Source organism: Pseudoalteromonas lipolytica (genome assembly GCF_003515105.1).
Taxonomy (GTDB): Bacteria; Pseudomonadota; Gammaproteobacteria; order Enterobacterales; family Alteromonadaceae; genus Pseudoalteromonas; species Pseudoalteromonas lipolytica.
This window is the reverse complement of sequence record NZ_CP032090.1, coordinates 926,910-944,312: the sequence shown is the minus strand read 5'-3', so window position 1 is coordinate 944,312 and position 17,403 is coordinate 926,910. Positions and strand designations below refer to the sequence as shown.

The window sequence follows — 17,403 nt, the reverse complement described above, 5'->3', positions numbered from 1 at the left end:
CTAATTTTATCACTATTCCTTATGAAATATTCATATTGTGCGATAAACACAGAATTTTTTCATCAACGCCGCGTTTTTTATATTTTTTCATGTAAAATACCGCGCTTTAATAATTGCAAAGAATGAGTATTACCATGCAGACCACGATGCCAGATATTGCTGATACGGCTCCCGCCTTACGAACAGGAAAATTAGACTGGGTTGGCATGGGCGAAATTGAACTTCCTTTCATTTTTGAATCTCGCAATATTGCCCCTGTAAATGTAGTTGCTAAAGCACGCGCATTTGTAAATTTACATAAAGAAGATGCGAAAGGCATTCACATGTCGCGCTTATTTTTAGCACTCGATACCTTATCAACTGAACAGCAAGTGAACCCACAAACACTTGCTCAGGCACTTGATACCTTTATTAGTAGCCATGATGATTTAAGTGACCAAGCACAAATTGAATTTAAGTTTGAGCTTCCATTGCGTCGTGAGTCTTTGTTGAGTGGCAAAGTGGGTTGGAAAAACTACCCAATCCACCTAATAGCCAAAATTAATCAAGGTGTATTAAGCTTTGAGCTAATGGTTGATGTCACTTACTCATCGACTTGCCCATGCTCAGCTGCACTCGCAAGGCAATTAATTCAACATGCATTTGATGAAAAATTTGCAGAGCAACAAATTGATAAACAAATGGTTTTAAACTGGCTGGGCACAACAGAAGGGATTGTCGCCACACCCCACTCTCAGCGATCAATTGCAAATGTGAAAGTGAAGCTTGATAACGCTCTCACCAGCTTTGATGTGGTTGGCTTAATAGATGCATTAGAAGGTGAATTAAAAACCCCTGTGCAAGCGGCAGTTAAACGTGAAGACGAGCAAGAATTTGCACGTTTAAATGGCCAAAACCTGATGTTCTGTGAAGACGCCGCTCGTAAAATCAAAGGGCTGTTAGAAGAGCAAGAGTATGCCGATTACTGGTTGCAAATCAACCACTACGAATCACTTCATGCGCATGATGCTGTTGCAATTGCCGTAAAAGGAGTTGCTGGCGGTTATACTGCTTAAATAATTTGGTAACTCCCGACACTTAGGCACACATATTGCTTTTATATTTCAGTGTCAATTTGTTGTTGTGGAGTTACCTTATGGAATTCGCTTTATTATCAATTTTAGTTTTAGTCGTAGTGGCTTCTGTTGTTGCGTCAAAGTTCAGCGATGATGGCGGAAACCCGTACCCTTTCACTCGTAAACAAAGTGTTTTTACTCAAGTTGAAAGTGCTTTTTTAAACCTTCTTGAACGTGCCGTTGGCGATCAATACAAAATTGTAAGCCGCGTAAAACTAATCGATTTAATTGACTGCAAGCAAGGCTTATCTGTTAAAGCAAAGCGAGCAGCCATGACGAAGGCAAAAGGTAAGCAATTAGATTATGTGCTTATCGATAAAGAAAAGCTAACAATCGTTGCAGCGGTTGATTTAGTAAATAATACCAACAAAGACGGTCATAAAGCACAGCGAGATTGGTTTGTTAGTGGCGCATTAGAAGCGGCTGGCATTCCTCATATTCGTATGAAGGTGAAATCGGGTTATCAACCAAGGGAAGTCCGTGATGCGATTATGTTTAAGCTAGGGAAACCTGCAGCAGCGCCGATAAGACCAACACGCAACCGTGTTACAAAGCCTGCAGTATTGTCGCCATCTCAAGCAAAAGCTCATACGAGCTCTACCGCACTTGCTGAAATATAAGTTGTCATAATAGTGGCAAAAGCAGACTTTCGGGTCTGCTTTTTTGTTTGTTTTATACATTTTTAGGTATAATCATCCTATTCAATCTAAGGAATCAAATATTATGCACGTTGGTATTATTGGCGCGATGGAGCCAGAAGTAAAAATTTTACGCGAAGCAATGGCAAACCCAAGCACGATGACAAAAGCAGGGTTTACATTCTACACAGGCGAATTAGCAGGTAATAAAGTAACACTTGTTCAGTCTGGTATCGGTAAAGTGGCGTCTGCGGTAGCGACCACGTTACTCATTGATAACTTTACACCTGATTGTGTGATCAACACCGGTTCTGCGGGTGGCTTTGAACCGTCATTAAATGTGGGTGATGTGGTTATTTCATCTGAAGTGCGTCACCACGATGTTGATGTTACTGCGTTTGGTTACGAAATCGGTCAAGTACCACAAATGCCTGCTGGTTTTGCAGCTCACCCAAAACTGATTGAAGCTGCAGAACAAAGCGTTAGCCAAATCAGTGATGTTAAGACCATGATTGGCCTAATTTGTACTGGCGACTCGTTTATGTGTGACCCGGTACGTATAGAAAAAACACGTGCTGAATTTCCAACAATGCTTGCCGTAGAAATGGAAGGCGCTGCAATTGCTCAAGCTTGCCACGTACTTGAAACGCCGTTTGTGGTTATTCGTTCTATGTCAGATATAGCGGGTAAAGAATCACCGCAGTCATTTGAAGAGTACATTGAAACAGCATCAATTAATTCATCAAAAATGGTTGTGGCCCTATTAGAAAAACTGACCTCGGTGAGTTTATAAGGTGATTACACATTTTGTTCAAACCCATTTGGACATTATTGTATTTTTTATAGCGCTCCTTGCTGAGCGCTTTTTCCCCTTAGTTAGCTGGTATCACCCCAACACTTTTTTAAGCATTATATTCGCAGCCTTGGGAGAGCGTTTATATAACCGTTCAAACCCCACGAGTTATCAATATCTTGCCTCTACCCTTGCCTTTACTTTGACCGTTTTAGTGATTGTCGTTCTTGTTGTATTGTTCTTAGAGTTTGCTTTCTACCCCGAGTTACTGAATGGCTTAATCTTATATTTACTGCTAAGTAGCCGCTTACAAGAAAAGAAGTCGCTGCGTATTGCTAGACTCATAAAACAAAATCAAAAAGCTATCGCAAAAGAGCTACTATCGAGTTTGGTTGCACGTGATGTGTCACGACTTTCATCGCCAGGTATCTGTAAAGCCACCATGGAGTCATTGGTGCTGCAAAGTGCGAGGCATTATTTTGCCGTTATATTCTTTTATTTAATCGGCGGGCCTATTAGCGCAATCGTTTATCGTTTATTAACGCTTATTCACCAATCATGGCGTAAAAAGCAACAGCCAAATAGTCCATTTTTAAAACCTATCGCAAAGCTGTTATTTGTCCTTGAGTGGCTACCCACTCGATTAGTTGCCATCACGATTGCGGCAACCAATGCCAGTAAACACAGTATTCATTATATTAAATACTACGGTAGACATTTTTATCAAACGAATACAGGCTGGTTATTAAGTGTGACCTCAGCAGCCTTACACGTACAACTTGGCGGCCCCGCACTTTATCAAGGCGAACGTTACAATAAAATGCGTGTAGGCACCGAACGATTACCCACTGCCGATGATATTCCTGTGCTTATAAACCGTTTAAATCAAGCAAAAGCATTCTGGCTGCTATCAATCGTTGCAATCGAAATAGCCACACTATTGCTCGTTAACTAATTGCGACAAAAAAACCAGCCGAAGCTGGTTTTTTGTTTTGCTTAGTATGGAAGTATTAAGCAACCGTGATCTTTGCAAACTTACGTTTACCTACTTGGTAAATCTCAGTGGTGCCTTTTGCAACTTCAAGCTTAGTATCTGTTACTTTTTCTTCACCATTAATTTTAACTGCGCCTTGCTTGATCATTCGCATTGCTTCAGACGTACTCGCTACTAAGTTTGCTTCTTTTAGCAAATTAGTGATAAAGACCGACTCTTCAGCGATCGTTACAGTCACTTCAGGGATTTCATCTGGTAAAGCATTTTTTTGGAATCGTTTGATGAAATCTTGGTGTGCACCTTCGGCTGCATCTGCGCTGTGGAAACGCGCAATTAATTCTTTAGCCAGTTCAATCTTAATATCACGCGGATTAACACCCTCTGCAACGCGTTGCTTAAGCGCAGCAATTTCTTCAATAGATAACGCACTTAGTAAGTCATAGTAACGCCACATTAGCTCATCACTAATTGACATCACTTTACCAAACATATCGTTTGGTTCATCAGTAATACCAATGTAGTTGCCTAATGATTTAGACATTTTTTGTACGCCGTCAGTCCCTTCAAGCAGCGGCATCATTAGCACTGTTTGTGGCTTTTGACCTTCGTCTTTTTGTAACTCACGACCCATTAGTAAATTAAAACGTTGATCAGTACCACCTAGTTCAACGTCTGCTTCTAATGCAACTGAGTCCCAACCTTGAACAAGTGGATATAAAAATTCGTGGATTGCAATAGATTGGCCACCGGCATAACGCTTTTTAAAGTCATCACGTTCTAGCATACGTGCTACTGTTTGACGCGCAGCCAGTTTGATCATGCCCGCAGCACCTAATGTCTCCATCCACGTAGAGTTAAATGCAACCGTTGTTTTAGCAGGATCAAGAATCTTAAATACTTGCTCTTTATATGTTTCGGCATTTGCAAGCACGTCATCACGGGTTAACGGTTTACGTGTCACGTTTTTACCCGTTGGATCACCAATCATACCTGTGAAATCACCAATCAAGAAAATCACTTCATGACCTAGGTCTTGGAAGGTTTTCATTTTATTGATAAGTACTGTGTGACCTAAATGTAGATCAGGCGCAGTTGGATCGAAACCCGCTTTGATCTTTAACTTCTTACCAGACTTTAATTTTTCAACTAATTCGTCTTCAATTAATATCTCTTCTGCACCGCGTTTTATCTCAGCTAGAGCGGTTTGTAAATCCACTGTGTATTACTCCAAAAATTCAGCTTACCGGGCGTGGTGGCCTATTAGGGTTAAAATAGAACTAAAACATTAAAATTTAGCTAGTTAGCGCCAGAAATACTGCACAAAAATAAAGCTAACTTAACCGTGTTAAGTAAAAGCCCCGAAGGCAGCGCGCGTGATTGTTCTTTATACCGCGTTATTGCATTTTAATGAAGGTACTTTAGTTAACTAATGCATAATTAGTTTAACTCTTGGCATCTGCTGCAAATTTAATCAAAAAAGTTTAACGCGCCTACTAATTCTAGCGTAAAATAGCGCCAGTTTAAATCTACAAAACTCTGGTATTTGCTCTATTTTAGGTATATCCTGCAATATTAGTAATTAATTTTCTTGACAGCAGAAAAAGGCACGTTATGGTTCACGTTGTGCACAAACTCCCCAAAAAACACAAACTGCTTATTCTCGGTTTGGTTTCTGCTATTGCTGGCTTAGCATTATTACCTTCGGAAAAAGCCACCGCATCAAAGGATAACAGTGCGAATGCACTTGAGATTGGCAAGCGCTACGAATTACAAGTTAAAGTTGACGATAACGAAAAACTGACTGAATTAAATTCTGAGCAAGCAGCAGCTAAACTTCCAGAATACGACCTTATCGACCATGAAGTTCGCAATGGCGATAATTTAGCACTTATTTTTAAACGTGCAGGTTTTTCAGCACAAACATTACACAAGCTAATCAATACAAATGCTGAAACGCGTAAACTGACAAAAATTCATCCAGGTGAAGTATTAAGCTTTGCAACCGCAGAAGATGGCTCATTAGCACAGCTTCGCTATGTTATCTCAAAAACAGATACCTTATACGTTACCTTAAACGAAGAAGGTAACTACGACACCTCTATCGATAGTAAAGAGATAGAAACGCTGAGTAAATCAGCCGGTGGAGAGATTAATAGCAGCTTTTGGACATCAGGTATTGCCGCAGGCCTTAGCGAACGTCAAATTATGAACTTTGCTGATATTTTTGGTTGGGATGTCGATTTTGCCAATGATATTCGTAATGGCGACCAATTCGGTTTAATTTACGAAGCACATTATGTTGATGGTGAATACATTGGCGACGGTAAAATTATTGCCGCAGAATTTATTAACCAAGGCGAGCGCTACACAGCAATTCGTCATACAGATGGTAACTTTTACACTCCTGAAGGCCGTAGCATGAAAAAAGCCTTCTTGCGTGCACCAGTTAACTTTAAATATATTAGCTCTAGCTTTAACCCACGCCGTTTACACCCTGTAACAAAGACAGTTAAGCCACACAACGGTATCGATTATGCCGCGCGCACTGGCACACCGGTTGTTTCAGCTGGTAATGGTAAAGTGCTTAAGGCAGGCTACAGTAAGTACAACGGTAACTATGTTTTTATTAGCCATGGCACTCAATACGTGACTAAGTACTTACACTTAAACAAAAAAATGGTTAAAACGGGTCAGAAAGTGAAGCAAGGCCAAAAAATTGGTACGGTCGGTGCTACTGGTCGTGTAACAGGCCCACACTTACATTATGAGTTTTTGGTAAATGGTGTACACCGTAACCCTAAAACGGTAAAACTACCTAAATCAGAACCCTTGCCTCGTGATGAGTTAGCCAAGTTTAAACCTATTGCAGATAACTTCTTAGCGCAATTACAGCGTAACCGTGAAATGCAATTAGCCTTAAACAAATAAGCTAATTAATAATGACAAAGCCGCTGCACGTTGTAGCGGCTTTTTTGTGCTTGGCCCTAAATTACCTTACGAGTAAATAAATAAGCTGAATAACCATTGAGATCATCACCAGAGGCCAAATGTACTTAGCGTATTTAGTTGCGCCATCAAGGCCCAGTTTTGAATGGTACTTTTCAAGTAACGGCACCAGAATAACCAAGGCAATAAACAAGCAAAGTAAGATAACAAATATATTCATGGTGGCTTCCTAATGTAGACGGTAATGTAACCAGTCTATAGGCAAAAAAAAGCGCAGTAAAATTACTGCGCCAGTCGGTTGGAAGTAAAATGTGTAATCGATTTATTAACCTACAATCGCTAACAAAATACCAGCTGCAACAGCACTGCCTAGTACCCCTGCAACATTTGGCCCCATTGCATGCATTAACAAGAAATTATGCGGGTTACTTTCAAGGCCTACTTTATTAACAACACGCGCAGCCATTGGAACGGCTGACACTCCAGCAGCCCCTACTAGCGGGTTAATAGGTGATTTAGAAATCTTATTGAGGCCTTTTGCCATAAAGACACCAGACGCTGTACCAATGGCAAAAGCCAATGCACCAAGTACTAAAATACCTATCGTTTCGACAGTTAAGAACTTATCGGCAGCCAGTTTTGAGCCAACAGCAAGACCTAAGAAAATAGTGGTAATGTTAATGATCTCGTTTTGCGCACTATTACTTAAACGGTCAACAACACCAGACTCTCGCATTAAATTACCTAAACAAAACATGCCAACAAGAGGGGTTGCCGCTGGTAAGAACAAAATAGTTAGGCTCAATACCATAAGCGGGAAAATAATCTTCTCAGTTTTCGACACAGCACGTAATTGTGGCATTTGAATTTGGCGCTCTTCAGGCGTTGTTAAAGCTCGCATGATGGGCGGTTGAATTATAGGAACCAATGCCATGTACGAATAAGCAGCTACTGCAATGGCACCTAATAAATCAGGAGCCAATTTCGACGCTAAAAATATTGCCGTTGGACCATCTGCACCACCGATAATAGCGATAGCGGATGCATCTTGCAGGGTAAACTCAAAACCTGGAATAAAGTTAAGTAAAATGGCACCAAATAAGGTTGCAAAAATACCAAACTGAGCAGCAGCCCCCAATAACAACATGCGAGGGTTTGCAATTAAAGCACTAAAATCTGTTAATGCACCCACCCCCATAAAGATCAACAGTGGAAAAACACCTGAGTCGATGCCAATGTGATAAACATAATATAAAAGCCCACCTGGGTCAGATAACCCAGCAACTGGAATGTTTGTCAAAATAGCGCCGAAGCCAATGGGTAAAAGCAGCAACGGCTCAAAATTACGTGCAATTGCCAAATACAGCAATAAACACCCTACGGCAATCATAATCAAAGCAGGAAAGGTAAAGTTTGCTATACCCGTTGCATGCCAAAGGTTTAAAAGACCATCCATCTTCTATCCCCTACGCTAACGAAATCATAGCATCGCCAGTGGTAACTGAGTCACCTTCGGCTACTAAGATTTCAGCGACAGTGCCTGTATGTGCAGCACGGACTTCGGTTTCCATTTTCATTGCTTCCATAATGATAACCACATCGCCTTGATTTACCGTTTGGCCCGGCTTTACCTTAATTTTAAAGATATTACCCGCCAATGGCGCATTGAGCGTTTCACCCGCTGACGCTGATGCCGATTGTGGAATTAATTCGCTGTCTTTAAGAGTAACTTCTTTAAGCTCACCACCTTGCGCTACTACGACATCGTAAACTTTCCCATCAACTTTTACGCTATACTGCTCAGCTTTAACGGCATTTTTGCCTGACGTAGGTTGTTTACTTTCAGTCTGGGCAGTTTCAGCTGTTGGAACTGCTTCAAATGCATCAGGGTTATGGCGGTTTTTAATAAACTTCAAGCCAATTTGCGGGAATAATGCATAAGTAAGCACATCATCAATTACTTCATCAGCAAGCTCTAAGCCTTGCTCTTTGGCTTCTTTTAAAAGCTCGGCTTCTAATTTCTCAAGTTCAGGCTCAAGTTTATCAGCAGGGCGACAAGTAATCGGTTCAGCACCATCAAGGACGCGTTCTTGCAGCTCTTTATTCATTGGCGCTGGTGTCGCACCATATTCACCTTTAAGTACACCGGCAGTTTCTTTAGTGATTGTTTTATAACGCTCACCAGTTAATACATTAAGTACCGCTTGTGTTCCTACTATTTGTGAGGTGGGTGTAACAAGCGGAATGAACCCTAAGTCTTCACGAACACGCGGGATCTCAAGTAATACTTGGTCTAATTTATCTGCTGCACCTTGCTCTTTAAGCTGGTTTTCCATGTTAGTTAACATGCCGCCAGGCACTTGTGCGAGTAAAATTCGACCATCAACCCCTTTTAAGCTGCCTTCAAATGCCGCATACTTTTTGCGAACATCACGGAAGTACGCAGCAATTTCTTCAAGTTGATTTAAATCGAGTTCAGTATCGCGCTCTGTGCCTTCAACAATTGACACAATTGTTTCAGTGGCACTGTGGCCATACGTCATACTCATTGACGATATTGCGGTATCAAGCATATCAATACCTGCATCAATTGCTTTTTGATATGTTGCAGTGCTAAGCCCTGTAGTCGCATGACATTGCATAGCAATCGGAATTGAAACTGTCTCTTTCAACCCTTTAATGAGTTGCTCACACTCATACGGTTTTAATAAACCCGCCATATCTTTAATACAAATAGAGTGACAACCAAGCTCTTCTAATTGTTTAGCAAGTTTTAACCACATATCAAGCGTATGAACAGGGCTTACCGTATACGAAATAGTCCCTTGCGCGTGCGCTCCCACTTTAACAGCCGCTTTAATCGCCGTTTCTAAGTTACGTACATCATTCATCGCATCGAAAATACGGAATACATCAACACCATTTTTATGGGCGCGTTCAACAAATTTTTCAACAACGTCATCAGCATAGTGGCGATAACCTAAAAGGTTTTGACCGCGTAATAACATTTGCTGTTTAGTGTTTGGCATTGCCGCCTTTAGCTCACGGATACGCTGCCAAGGGTCTTCACCTAAATAACGGATACAGGAGTCAAAAGTAGCTCCCCCCCATGATTCAATAGACCAATAACCTGCATGATCAAGCTTTTCGGCAATAGGCAGCATATCATCTAGGCGCATACGCGTTGCTAAGAGAGATTGATGCGCATCACGCAATACTAATTCGGTTAGTTTTAATTTAGCCATGTTCAAGCTGCTCCGTTATTGTTGTTTATTTCTAAATTGAGCGATAGCAGCGCTGATAGCTGCAATATGTGCCGGTGGTACCCCTTGCTGAGGCTGTAATTTTGCGGTTCGGACTGGAACTGAGCTCGCAGAGTTTTCAAATCGCCCCAACAATTTCGACATCAGCAGTACGGCTGAAATCAAAATACTGAGAAAGATAAATACACCCACCATACCCGTTAGCATTAAGCTGGCTGCGGTTGTAAGTAAGCCACCAATATCCATACTGCTCCCCTCGCTACTCAGAATAAAAAAACACTTAAATTGAATATTTATACACTCATAATAACAAACAAAACTTATTTTTAAAGCTTTATTGTCAATTGGTAAAACCAATTAATTACAGGGTAACACATCAAACAATTAATTAACACCAAGCCATTACGGCAATTAACTACCCAATATAGACGATAAAAATACTCAATATAGTCAAAAGTTATATGTAAAAATAGTTAACTGTGTAACGTAGCAGCGTAAAAATCAGCTAAAGCAAGGGGTTTGGTAACTTGTATGCCATACAGGTTAAATTGGTCTTACCAAGAAAACATACTCACAGGCGTCCACTTTCAGCATAGAAGTTGAAAAATTATCACTATGAATAAGTTACATGATCACTCGTAATAATTACCAAACGACACGCCACAAAAAAAACCGAAAAAAAACTAACAAATTGAAAAATAAGGACTTTAAAACTTTGGTATGGAACTCGCTTCAGTCTAATCAACCGAAACGAAATTAAATAACCAAGGAGAACATTATGTTACGCTGGACAGTTACTTTTTTAGTTATAGCGCTAATCGCTGCAGTGTTAGGTTTTGGCGGTATTGCAGGGGCCGCAGCAGGCATAGCTAAAATCATATTTTTTATATTCTTAGTTTTACTTGTTATTTCACTTATATCAGGTGCTCTTAGAGGCAATGTACCTAAGTAATAACAAACCAACAGCAATTTACTTTACTAATTTATTTACAAGGAATTTCATTATGAAAAATTCAACTTTAAAAGCAGCTACTATCGCCCTATTTTCAGCTTTATTTATTATGGGGTGTGAAGACAACACAGCAGAAGAAGCTGGTGAGCGCATTGATGAAGCAGTAACCGACGCTCAAAATGCAGTAGAAGATGCATGCGAAGAAGTTAAAGAAGGTGTAAAAGCAGAAGAAACTAACTGCTAAAAATAGAGACTTTACGAAAAAAAGCGGCTTTATAAGTCGCTTTTTTTCGTAAAGCATTGGTATTTTTGAAAAACATATACAAAATAACGAAGTATTTTTTTACTTTTACCTAATATGTATACTAAGCTGATATTGCTAAGAATGGACTATCAGCAGTATTCCATTGTTTTCTAGCCAACTATAATTTATTGGGAGATAACAATGTTAACCAGCAAACTATCTAATGCTATAAGATTAGCAATTAGTACAGGCTTCGTGTCATCAGTTTTACTGTATGCACCAACAAGTTCAGCCGAAGAAGAAACTGAAGCAAAAAAAGATCTCGAAGTGATATCAGTCACCGGTAGTCGGATTAGACAACCTGGTGCGGTCTCTGCAAGCCCTATTGTTTCAATTGGAGAAAAAGAACTAGGTTATCAACAAGAACCTGAAGTAGAGCAAATCCTTAGAACCCTTCCCTCTACAATCCCTGGAGACGGTAGTAACGTAAATAATGGCTCTGGCGGTGCAGCAACCATTAACTTAAGGGGCTTAGGTTCACAACGCTCTTTAGTGTTAATGAATGGTCGCCGGATGATTCCATACAACTATAATGGGTCTGTTGATAGCTCAACAATCCCCACAGCCCTCATTGAAAGAATTGACATTATTACCGGTGGTGCTTCTGCGGTATACGGCTCAGATGCGATTGCAGGTGCTGTGAATGTAGTCTTAAAAGATGACTTCCAAGGCGTTGATTTAGACTTTAAGCACTCTGAAACAGGTGATGGTGATGGCGATAAAGACAGCATAGCTCTTACAATCGGCTCTAATTTAGAAGATGATAAAGGCAATGTGGTTCTCTCTTTAGGCTGGAGCCAACGTGATCAAATCTTACTGGGTGACCGTCCGTTGGGCCTACTCGGTATAGAAACTAAAACAGGTGCTAACTACGAGCAATTCCTCAATGGTGAACCCCCAATTCCAGCACCAGCAGATTGTAGCGGTCCAAACTCTGTTGAAAGTGGCGGTTCAACAACAGCATTCCCTACGAGATTTGCGATTGTAGGTGCGGGTACAACAGGTTCTGGGCAATTTAGAAATGACGGAACATTGCAACCAGACACCTGTAGTGTATTTAACTTTAACCCTTATAACTTCTACCAAACACCTTCAGAGCGTTATTCTGCTACAGCCATTGCTAAATATAACTTAACTGATGAGCATAAAGTATATTCAAGCTTCAACTACACAAATACCAGTGTTGATACTCAGGTCGCACCATCTGGAACATTTGGTTCAAGCTTCAACTTACCGCTTGCTAATCCACTAATTGGTGACCAAGCTAGACAATTTATGATTGACGGAGCAACAGCAGCTCTGGCAGCTGGAAGCTTAGATGATAGCAACTGGCAAGACGTCAATGGCAATGGTATCGTTGATAGTGAAGACTATTTAAAAGTTCAACTTCGTCGTAGAACGTTAGAACTTGGCGCAAGAACAGAACGTTATGACAGTGCGCAATTCCAACTTGTAACTGGTGTGACAGGTTTCTTCCTTGATGACTGGGAATACGATGTTAGCTACCAATATGGTGAATCTAACAGAACCACAGTGCGTGGCGGCTATACTAACCTAACTAATATTCAAAATGCTCTTGATACAACAGATGGTGTCACTTGTAAAAATGGTGATTCTAGCTGTGTGCCAATCAATTTATTTGGTGGTTTCGGTACAATCACTGAAGAAATGGCAGGATACGCTCAAGCAATCGCCCTGCAACAGCAAAAATACAGCCAAGAAATTTTCACCGCAACGGTTAATGGCGCCATTAATTTTATCGAAATTCCAGGTGCAGGTGCGCCACTTTCGATGAGCTTTGGTTACGAAAATCGTCGCGAAAAAGGCCTTTTTGAACCGGATGAATGTTTAAAACTTGCCCCTGCAAGCTGCCAAGGGGGAGCCGGTGGTAACCAGCTACCAATTTCGGGTGGCTTTAAAGTTGATGAGGTATTTTTAGAAGGTTACCTACCTGTGTTAGATGGGTTACCTGGTGCTGAAACACTTGATGTTGAATTTGGTTTCCGCTGGGCAGACTATGACACTGTTGGTAGTAACGAAACTTGGAAGCTCGGTTTTAACTGGCGCCCTGTAAGTGATGTACTTGTTCGTGTAATGCAACAACAAGCAACACGTGCACCTAATGTTGGTGAGATTGCATCACCTGTAGTCACAGGCTTAGACAATGCACAACAAGATCCTTGCTCTGTCGCAAATGCCGCTAATATTGATGCAACGTTGAGACAACTTTGTATTTCAACTGGCATGACTGACGCGCAAGTAGGTAATGTACAAGATGTAATATCTGGTCAAGTGCAAGTTATCAGCGGGAGCGATCCTTTAAACCCACCTGGTGCTGAAGAAGCAGAAACATTTACTGCGGGTATTGTCTGGACGCCTGAGTTCAGTGCAGTTGAAAACTTTACAATTACACTCGATTACTACGATATTGATATTGATAATATTATTGGTAACTTCTCAGCTCAGGAAATTCTAGATGCATGTTATGTACTTGGCGATGCAAACGAGTGTGCAAAAATCAACCGCATTGGGGGTGATTTAACAATTGCTGGCGCGGGTATTGAGCAATTTACGACCAACTTAAAAAACCAACGCGCCGAGGGTGTAGAGCTTGGGTTTAATTTTGGTATTTTGCTTGATGATATGGGCGAATTGCAGTTCTCTGGTAATGTAAACAAATACCTAACTCAAGAATCACAAAGTTCCAGCACTGCCCGCATTATTGACTGTAAAGGGTATTTCAGCACAAGCTGTGATCCTGTTTCTGAATTACGCTGGGTACAACGTACTAGCTGGATTTGGGAAGACTTTACGGTTTCATTACAATGGCGCCATATAGATGGTGTTGATGTTGAGCCAATCGAAGCACCTAATGTTTTTGAAGAATTCAGAAGTATTGAAAGCTACGATTACTTCGATTTATTTGCCAGCTATCATGTTACCGAATACATGAATGTTACATTCGGTATTGATAACATGTTTGAAAAAGAGCCACCTGTAGTGGGTGGTGAAGCTGGTGATACAAGCTCAAACTCAGGTAACACATTCCCAAGTAACTATGACGTTTTAGGTCGTCAATTTAAAATGGGTGTGAAGTTAAAGTTTTAATAACTTAAAACCAGAGCGGCTTATAAAGCCGCTCTTTTTTTACTTAATTTTTTACTTACATTGAACAGTTAATACCTTCCCTGACGCCATACTGTTAATTTGCCAATTACCATCGACTAAACTCACCTTCGCTATATCACTTACTTCAAAGTCGCCGGGTACATTCAAACGGGTTAAATTATCAGCCAGTTGCTGCTGACAGTATGGGGGGGTATCACCATGCATTACCAACACCGGCTTATCAGTGCGCTTTGCAAAGTCATTGATTGCATCTCGATATACTTTAAAGGCGTCGCAGTCGCTTCGGCGTAAATCAGCGCATGGCTGCTTTTTAGTTGAACGATAGATATCGGCTTGAAAGCCAAACACATATGCCCTCGCACTCTGATTAACTAACGCCTGATTTAACCAATTTACATTAAGCTTGTCTCGTGTATCGGCCGCATCGAGTGCAACATGTTTATCAGTTTTTAGTATTTGAGAGCGGCCATTAAACGTACCTGGTATATGCAAAGTGCGAAACTCTATTCCGTCAAACTGCCAGCGAGCGTTTTCAAGCATATCGGCCTGCTGTGTAAAGCCCTCTAGCTGCTTCGCTTTTTTAACGTATGCTTCGTCATACATTAATCCTTTAACGTAGTTTAATCGCTCAAGTTCATCAAAACGGGGATTTAGCGTAGCACGGTCACAGTCGGTCCATTCATTGTCGCCAGGCGTGTAAATAAATGGCTGAGAAGAAAGAGAAGTAAGTAGTTTTTTATTGCTTGTTAAGAGTTCATTGGTACATGCAAGAGAGCCAGATTTCATATCACCTAAATGCATCAAAAAGCCATGAGGCGTAGTCGCAACAGCTTTTGCTAACTTGCCATTGGGCTTAGCAAGGTTAATTTCATCAATCGGTGTATAAGGCATGTCGGCCATAACTAAAAACGAGTTAGTGGCCACTGTAAGAGCTAAAGATAATGAGCTAAAGAGCTAAAGAGCATAATATTTTCGCCTAAAAACACATTTACTTAAACGCATTCACTTAAACTCTAGGCAGCTTAATTAAATAAGCTGTTTAGAGACAGGTAAAACGGGCAATAGCAAGGCGAAAAGCTTCATCATTACGTTGTTCTAGATAGAAACTTTTAACGCAGCTAGCGTCAGGTTTAATCCCTCTGAATGATTAAGTAATATTGCAGGTTGGTATAAGCTCTCATAATGACAACAAAATGAAAACCAACTACGGTAGTTTTTTTCTAAAAATGATAAACTTCATGTATCAAATAATGTGAGTACCATGAATGTCGCTAAGTATAACTTACACACTAGATAAACCTTATTACTATGAGTGCTTTGATGAGTCATTGCCCTACTCTTCACAGGCAAAACCAAAATATCCATTATTAGTATTGCTAATAAGCCTAGGGTTACTTGCCTTTTATATGCTTGAAAACCATTACCTTGGCAGCTTTATGTTTATGCTGGCTATCGTTGAGTGTTTATCGTTTTACTACAAACGCCCTTGGTGGGTCACTAGGCAAATGCTGAGTCGCGCATCAGGCAGTGAAGTAACCGTTAGTTTTGATGATGAGGGTGTAAAAGCCGAAAACCCTTACAAAAGCTACCAATTAAGTTGGCAGCAAATCAATGAGATTATTGAAACAGAGCGGGGTTATATTTTAAAAGCAGACAAAGGCATGCAGTATTTATCAAAGCAAGCGCTAAACGAAGCAATGACCACCGCACTAAATAAAAGAGCCACTCAATGAGTGGCTCTTAAAAAATCTTTTTGCTGATTAAACATTACCCGGATTAGGGTTAGATTTCTCTGCTTGGATTCGCATGTAAATTTCTTCACGATGTACAGAGACATCTTTAGGTGCATTTACACCAATGCGAACCTGATTTCCTTTAACACCAAGAACAGTAACTGTTACTTCGTCACCGATCATTAGGGTTTCACCTACTCTTCGAGTTAGTATTAGCATTCTCTTGCTCCCATGTTCCAAAAAATTAAAAGATTCCGCGTCAAAATCATTTTAATGAAAACTAGACCTAAAAGTAAGTAAAAACTCTATATCTTACTCATTTTCAGTTAAAAAAACTTTGTGTAGTGCACGTACAGCCAGTTCTAAATACTTTTCATCAATTAAAACTGATATCTTTATTTCTGATGTTGATATAAGTATCACTTTGATGCTTTCTTGTGCAAGTGCATTAAAAAATAAACTTGCGACACCTGAGTGAGATTTCATCCCTACGCCAACAGCAGATACCTTGGCAACATTGCTTACTCCATTTATAGATTCAGCTTTGATAGCACTTTGGTTACTGGTTAAAATTTCAAGCGCCTGCTCAAAATCATTTGTGTGCACAGTAAAAGCATAGTCTATTTTTTCAAAGTTATGATTAACTTGATTAATCATATCTATTTCGATACCGAATTCTGCAAAAAGTTGCAAAATTTTTGCAAGGTTTTCCATTCCTTGTGGCACTGCGTTGACATAAATAAGACTTTCATCTCGATTAAACGCAATACCCGACACAATATTTGCTTGCACATCCGGCTCCTCAAAACTGATCAAGGTCCCTTGATCGGGATTAAAACTCGATAACACCCTGAGCGGTATATTATACTTTCCTGCTGCTTCGACACTGCGAATATGTAAGACCTTTGCGCCTAAACTCGCCATTTCGAGCATTTCTTCAAAGGTAACATGGCTCATACGACGCGCATTTGGTTCAATGCGTGGATCGGTCGTATAAACGCCGTCAACATCAGTATAAATTTGGCATTCATCGGCATTAATTGCCCCCGCAATTTCAACTGCTGAGGTATCAGTGCCGCCGCGACCTAACGTGGTGATATTGCCCTCGATATCACGGCCTTGAAAACCAGCAATAATTGCAATCCGGTTATGCTCAAGCTCATGCTTTAGCCGTGTCGCTGCAATTTCTTCAATACGGGCTTTACCGAACATATTGTCAGTACGAATATTTACCTGATCGGCAAGTAAGCTAACAGCTGAGTGTCCACGCTTAATTATTGCCATTGCCAACAACGATACCGACACTTGCTCACCAGTGGTAAGCAACACATCGAGTTCACGGGCACTAGGCCGAGAATCTATTTGTTTAGCGAGGTCAATCAGACGGTTAGTTTCTCCCGACATAGCCGAGAGCACCACCACAACTTGATGGCCTTGTTGTTTTGTTTTAACAACAAGGTCGGCGACGGCCTCAATACGCTCAATGGAGCCCACTGAAGTGCCGCCGAACTTTTGGACGATAAGTGCCACTAGTGA

Annotated in this window: 17 protein-coding genes; 9 read left to right on the top strand and 8 right to left on the bottom strand. The window is 40.7% G+C overall.

Translation table 11 applies throughout. The annotated features are described in order from the left end of the window. Positions 1 to 134: 134 nt before the first annotated feature. The 4 genes from folE2 (at position 135) to D0907_RS04320 (ending at position 3,501) form a co-directional block, all read left to right on the top strand. Positions 135 to 1,055, top strand: coding sequence for a GTP cyclohydrolase FolE2 (folE2, locus tag D0907_RS04335; protein WP_075593840.1), 921 nt, complete (start codon positions 135 to 137; stop codon positions 1,053 to 1,055). An 80-nt stretch (positions 1,056 to 1,135) separates the two neighbouring features. Then, positions 1,136 to 1,735, top strand: coding sequence for a DUF2726 domain-containing protein (locus tag D0907_RS04330; protein WP_036970456.1), 600 nt, complete (start codon positions 1,136 to 1,138; stop codon positions 1,733 to 1,735). A 103-nt stretch (positions 1,736 to 1,838) separates the two neighbouring features. Continuing rightward, positions 1,839 to 2,546, top strand: coding sequence for a 5'-methylthioadenosine/S-adenosylhomocysteine nucleosidase (gene mtnN / locus D0907_RS04325; protein WP_065978410.1), 708 nt, complete (start codon positions 1,839 to 1,841; stop codon positions 2,544 to 2,546). Position 2,547: 1 nt separating this feature from the next. Further along, on the top strand, positions 2,548 to 3,501 hold the full coding sequence (locus D0907_RS04320) for a cobalamin biosynthesis protein CobD/CbiB (protein WP_075593839.1): 954 nt from the start codon (positions 2,548 to 2,550) through the stop codon (positions 3,499 to 3,501). Between the two features lie 55 nt (positions 3,502 to 3,556). Here the strand turns inward: D0907_RS04320 and tyrS are convergent, their stop codons facing one another. Then, the gene (gene tyrS / locus D0907_RS04315) at positions 3,557 to 4,756 is read right to left on the bottom strand and encodes a tyrosine--tRNA ligase (RefSeq protein WP_065978412.1); all 1,200 of its coding nucleotides are present in this window, start codon (positions 4,754 to 4,756) and stop codon (positions 3,557 to 3,559) included. 395 nt (positions 4,757 to 5,151) lie between these two features. On the opposite strand from tyrS, the gene D0907_RS04310 reads away from it, so the two are divergent. Next, the gene (locus tag D0907_RS04310) at positions 5,152 to 6,468 is read left to right on the top strand and encodes a peptidoglycan DD-metalloendopeptidase family protein (RefSeq protein ID WP_036970468.1); all 1,317 of its coding nucleotides are present in this window, start codon (positions 5,152 to 5,154) and stop codon (positions 6,466 to 6,468) included. A 61-nt stretch (positions 6,469 to 6,529) separates the two neighbouring features. Here the strand turns inward: D0907_RS04310 and D0907_RS21015 are convergent, their stop codons facing one another. From D0907_RS21015 to D0907_RS04295, 4 genes are all read right to left on the bottom strand, one after another. Further along, positions 6,530 to 6,706 carry a hypothetical protein gene (locus tag D0907_RS21015; RefSeq protein WP_162898025.1) on the bottom strand — a complete coding sequence of 59 codons (177 nt, stop codon included), beginning with the start codon at positions 6,704 to 6,706 and terminating at the stop codon, positions 6,530 to 6,532. A gap of 105 nt (positions 6,707 to 6,811) precedes the next feature. Further along, entirely contained in the window at positions 6,812 to 7,942 is a 1,131-nt protein-coding gene (locus D0907_RS04305; protein ID WP_036970471.1) for a sodium ion-translocating decarboxylase subunit beta, read from the bottom strand. A gap of 10 nt (positions 7,943 to 7,952) precedes the next feature. Further along, entirely contained in the window at positions 7,953 to 9,731 is a 1,779-nt protein-coding gene (gene oadA, locus D0907_RS04300) for a sodium-extruding oxaloacetate decarboxylase subunit alpha (protein ID WP_036970475.1), read from the bottom strand. A 15-nt stretch (positions 9,732 to 9,746) separates the two neighbouring features. Continuing rightward, positions 9,747 to 9,995, bottom strand: a complete 249-nt coding sequence (locus tag D0907_RS04295; RefSeq protein ID WP_065978414.1) for an OadG family transporter subunit — start codon at positions 9,993 to 9,995, stop codon at positions 9,747 to 9,749. A gap of 532 nt (positions 9,996 to 10,527) precedes the next feature. Between D0907_RS04295 and D0907_RS04290 the strand changes: the two genes are divergently transcribed. From D0907_RS04290 to D0907_RS04280, 3 genes are all read left to right on the top strand, one after another. After that, positions 10,528 to 10,701, top strand: coding sequence for a DUF1328 domain-containing protein (locus D0907_RS04290; RefSeq protein ID WP_036970480.1), 174 nt, complete (start codon positions 10,528 to 10,530; stop codon positions 10,699 to 10,701). A 52-nt stretch (positions 10,702 to 10,753) separates the two neighbouring features. Then, entirely contained in the window at positions 10,754 to 10,945 is a 192-nt protein-coding gene (locus tag D0907_RS04285; protein ID WP_036970483.1) for a hypothetical protein, read from the top strand. A 201-nt stretch (positions 10,946 to 11,146) separates the two neighbouring features. Further along, the gene (locus D0907_RS04280; protein WP_036970486.1) at positions 11,147 to 14,113 is read left to right on the top strand and encodes a TonB-dependent receptor domain-containing protein; all 2,967 of its coding nucleotides are present in this window, start codon (positions 11,147 to 11,149) and stop codon (positions 14,111 to 14,113) included. Between the two features lie 51 nt (positions 14,114 to 14,164). Here the strand turns inward: D0907_RS04280 and D0907_RS04275 are convergent, their stop codons facing one another. Beyond that, on the bottom strand, positions 14,165 to 15,058 hold the full coding sequence (locus tag D0907_RS04275; RefSeq protein WP_244223140.1) for a hypothetical protein: 894 nt from the start codon (positions 15,056 to 15,058) through the stop codon (positions 14,165 to 14,167). A 341-nt stretch (positions 15,059 to 15,399) separates the two neighbouring features. Here D0907_RS04275 and D0907_RS04270 point away from each other — a divergent pair, with 341 nt between their 5' ends. Continuing rightward, entirely contained in the window at positions 15,400 to 15,867 is a 468-nt protein-coding gene (locus D0907_RS04270) for a YcxB family protein (protein WP_036970492.1), read from the top strand. Positions 15,868 to 15,894: 27 nt separating this feature from the next. On the opposite strand, the gene csrA is transcribed toward D0907_RS04270, so the two are convergent. Together csrA and D0907_RS04260 are read right to left on the bottom strand one after the other, a co-directional pair. Next, the gene (csrA, locus tag D0907_RS04265; RefSeq protein ID WP_036970495.1) at positions 15,895 to 16,086 is read right to left on the bottom strand and encodes a carbon storage regulator CsrA; all 192 of its coding nucleotides are present in this window, start codon (positions 16,084 to 16,086) and stop codon (positions 15,895 to 15,897) included. Positions 16,087 to 16,179: 93 nt separating this feature from the next. Next, complete coding sequence (locus D0907_RS04260) at positions 16,180 to 17,397, bottom strand: aspartate kinase (protein WP_036970498.1); 1,218 nt, start codon at positions 17,395 to 17,397, stop codon at positions 16,180 to 16,182. Positions 17,398 to 17,403 lie beyond the last annotated feature (6 nt).

Bases quoted from the DNA above. Each gene is read 5' to 3' on its own strand.
- folE2 (WP_075593840.1), top strand. From the start codon at position 135: ATGCAGACCACGATGCCAGATATTGCTGATACGGCTCCCGCCTTACGA.
- D0907_RS04330 (WP_036970456.1), top strand. From the start codon at position 1,136: ATGGAATTCGCTTTATTATCAATTTTAGTTTTAGTCGTAGTGGCTTCT.
- mtnN (WP_065978410.1), top strand. From the start codon at position 1,839: ATGCACGTTGGTATTATTGGCGCGATGGAGCCAGAAGTAAAAATTTTA.
- D0907_RS04310 (WP_036970468.1), top strand. From the start codon at position 5,152: ATGGTTCACGTTGTGCACAAACTCCCCAAAAAACACAAACTGCTTATT.
- D0907_RS21015 (WP_162898025.1), bottom strand. From the start codon at position 6,706: ATGAATATATTTGTTATCTTACTTTGCTTGTTTATTGCCTTGGTTATT.
- D0907_RS04305 (WP_036970471.1), bottom strand. From the start codon at position 7,942: ATGGATGGTCTTTTAAACCTTTGGCATGCAACGGGTATAGCAAACTTT.
- oadA (WP_036970475.1), bottom strand. From the start codon at position 9,731: ATGGCTAAATTAAAACTAACCGAATTAGTATTGCGTGATGCGCATCAA.
- D0907_RS04295 (WP_065978414.1), bottom strand. From the start codon at position 9,995: ATGGATATTGGTGGCTTACTTACAACCGCAGCCAGCTTAATGCTAACG.
- D0907_RS04290 (WP_036970480.1), top strand. From the start codon at position 10,528: ATGTTACGCTGGACAGTTACTTTTTTAGTTATAGCGCTAATCGCTGCA.
- D0907_RS04285 (WP_036970483.1), top strand. From the start codon at position 10,754: ATGAAAAATTCAACTTTAAAAGCAGCTACTATCGCCCTATTTTCAGCT.
- D0907_RS04280 (WP_036970486.1), top strand. From the start codon at position 11,147: ATGTTAACCAGCAAACTATCTAATGCTATAAGATTAGCAATTAGTACA.
- D0907_RS04270 (WP_036970492.1), top strand. From the start codon at position 15,400: ATGTCGCTAAGTATAACTTACACACTAGATAAACCTTATTACTATGAG.
- csrA (WP_036970495.1), bottom strand. From the start codon at position 16,086: ATGCTAATACTAACTCGAAGAGTAGGTGAAACCCTAATGATCGGTGAC.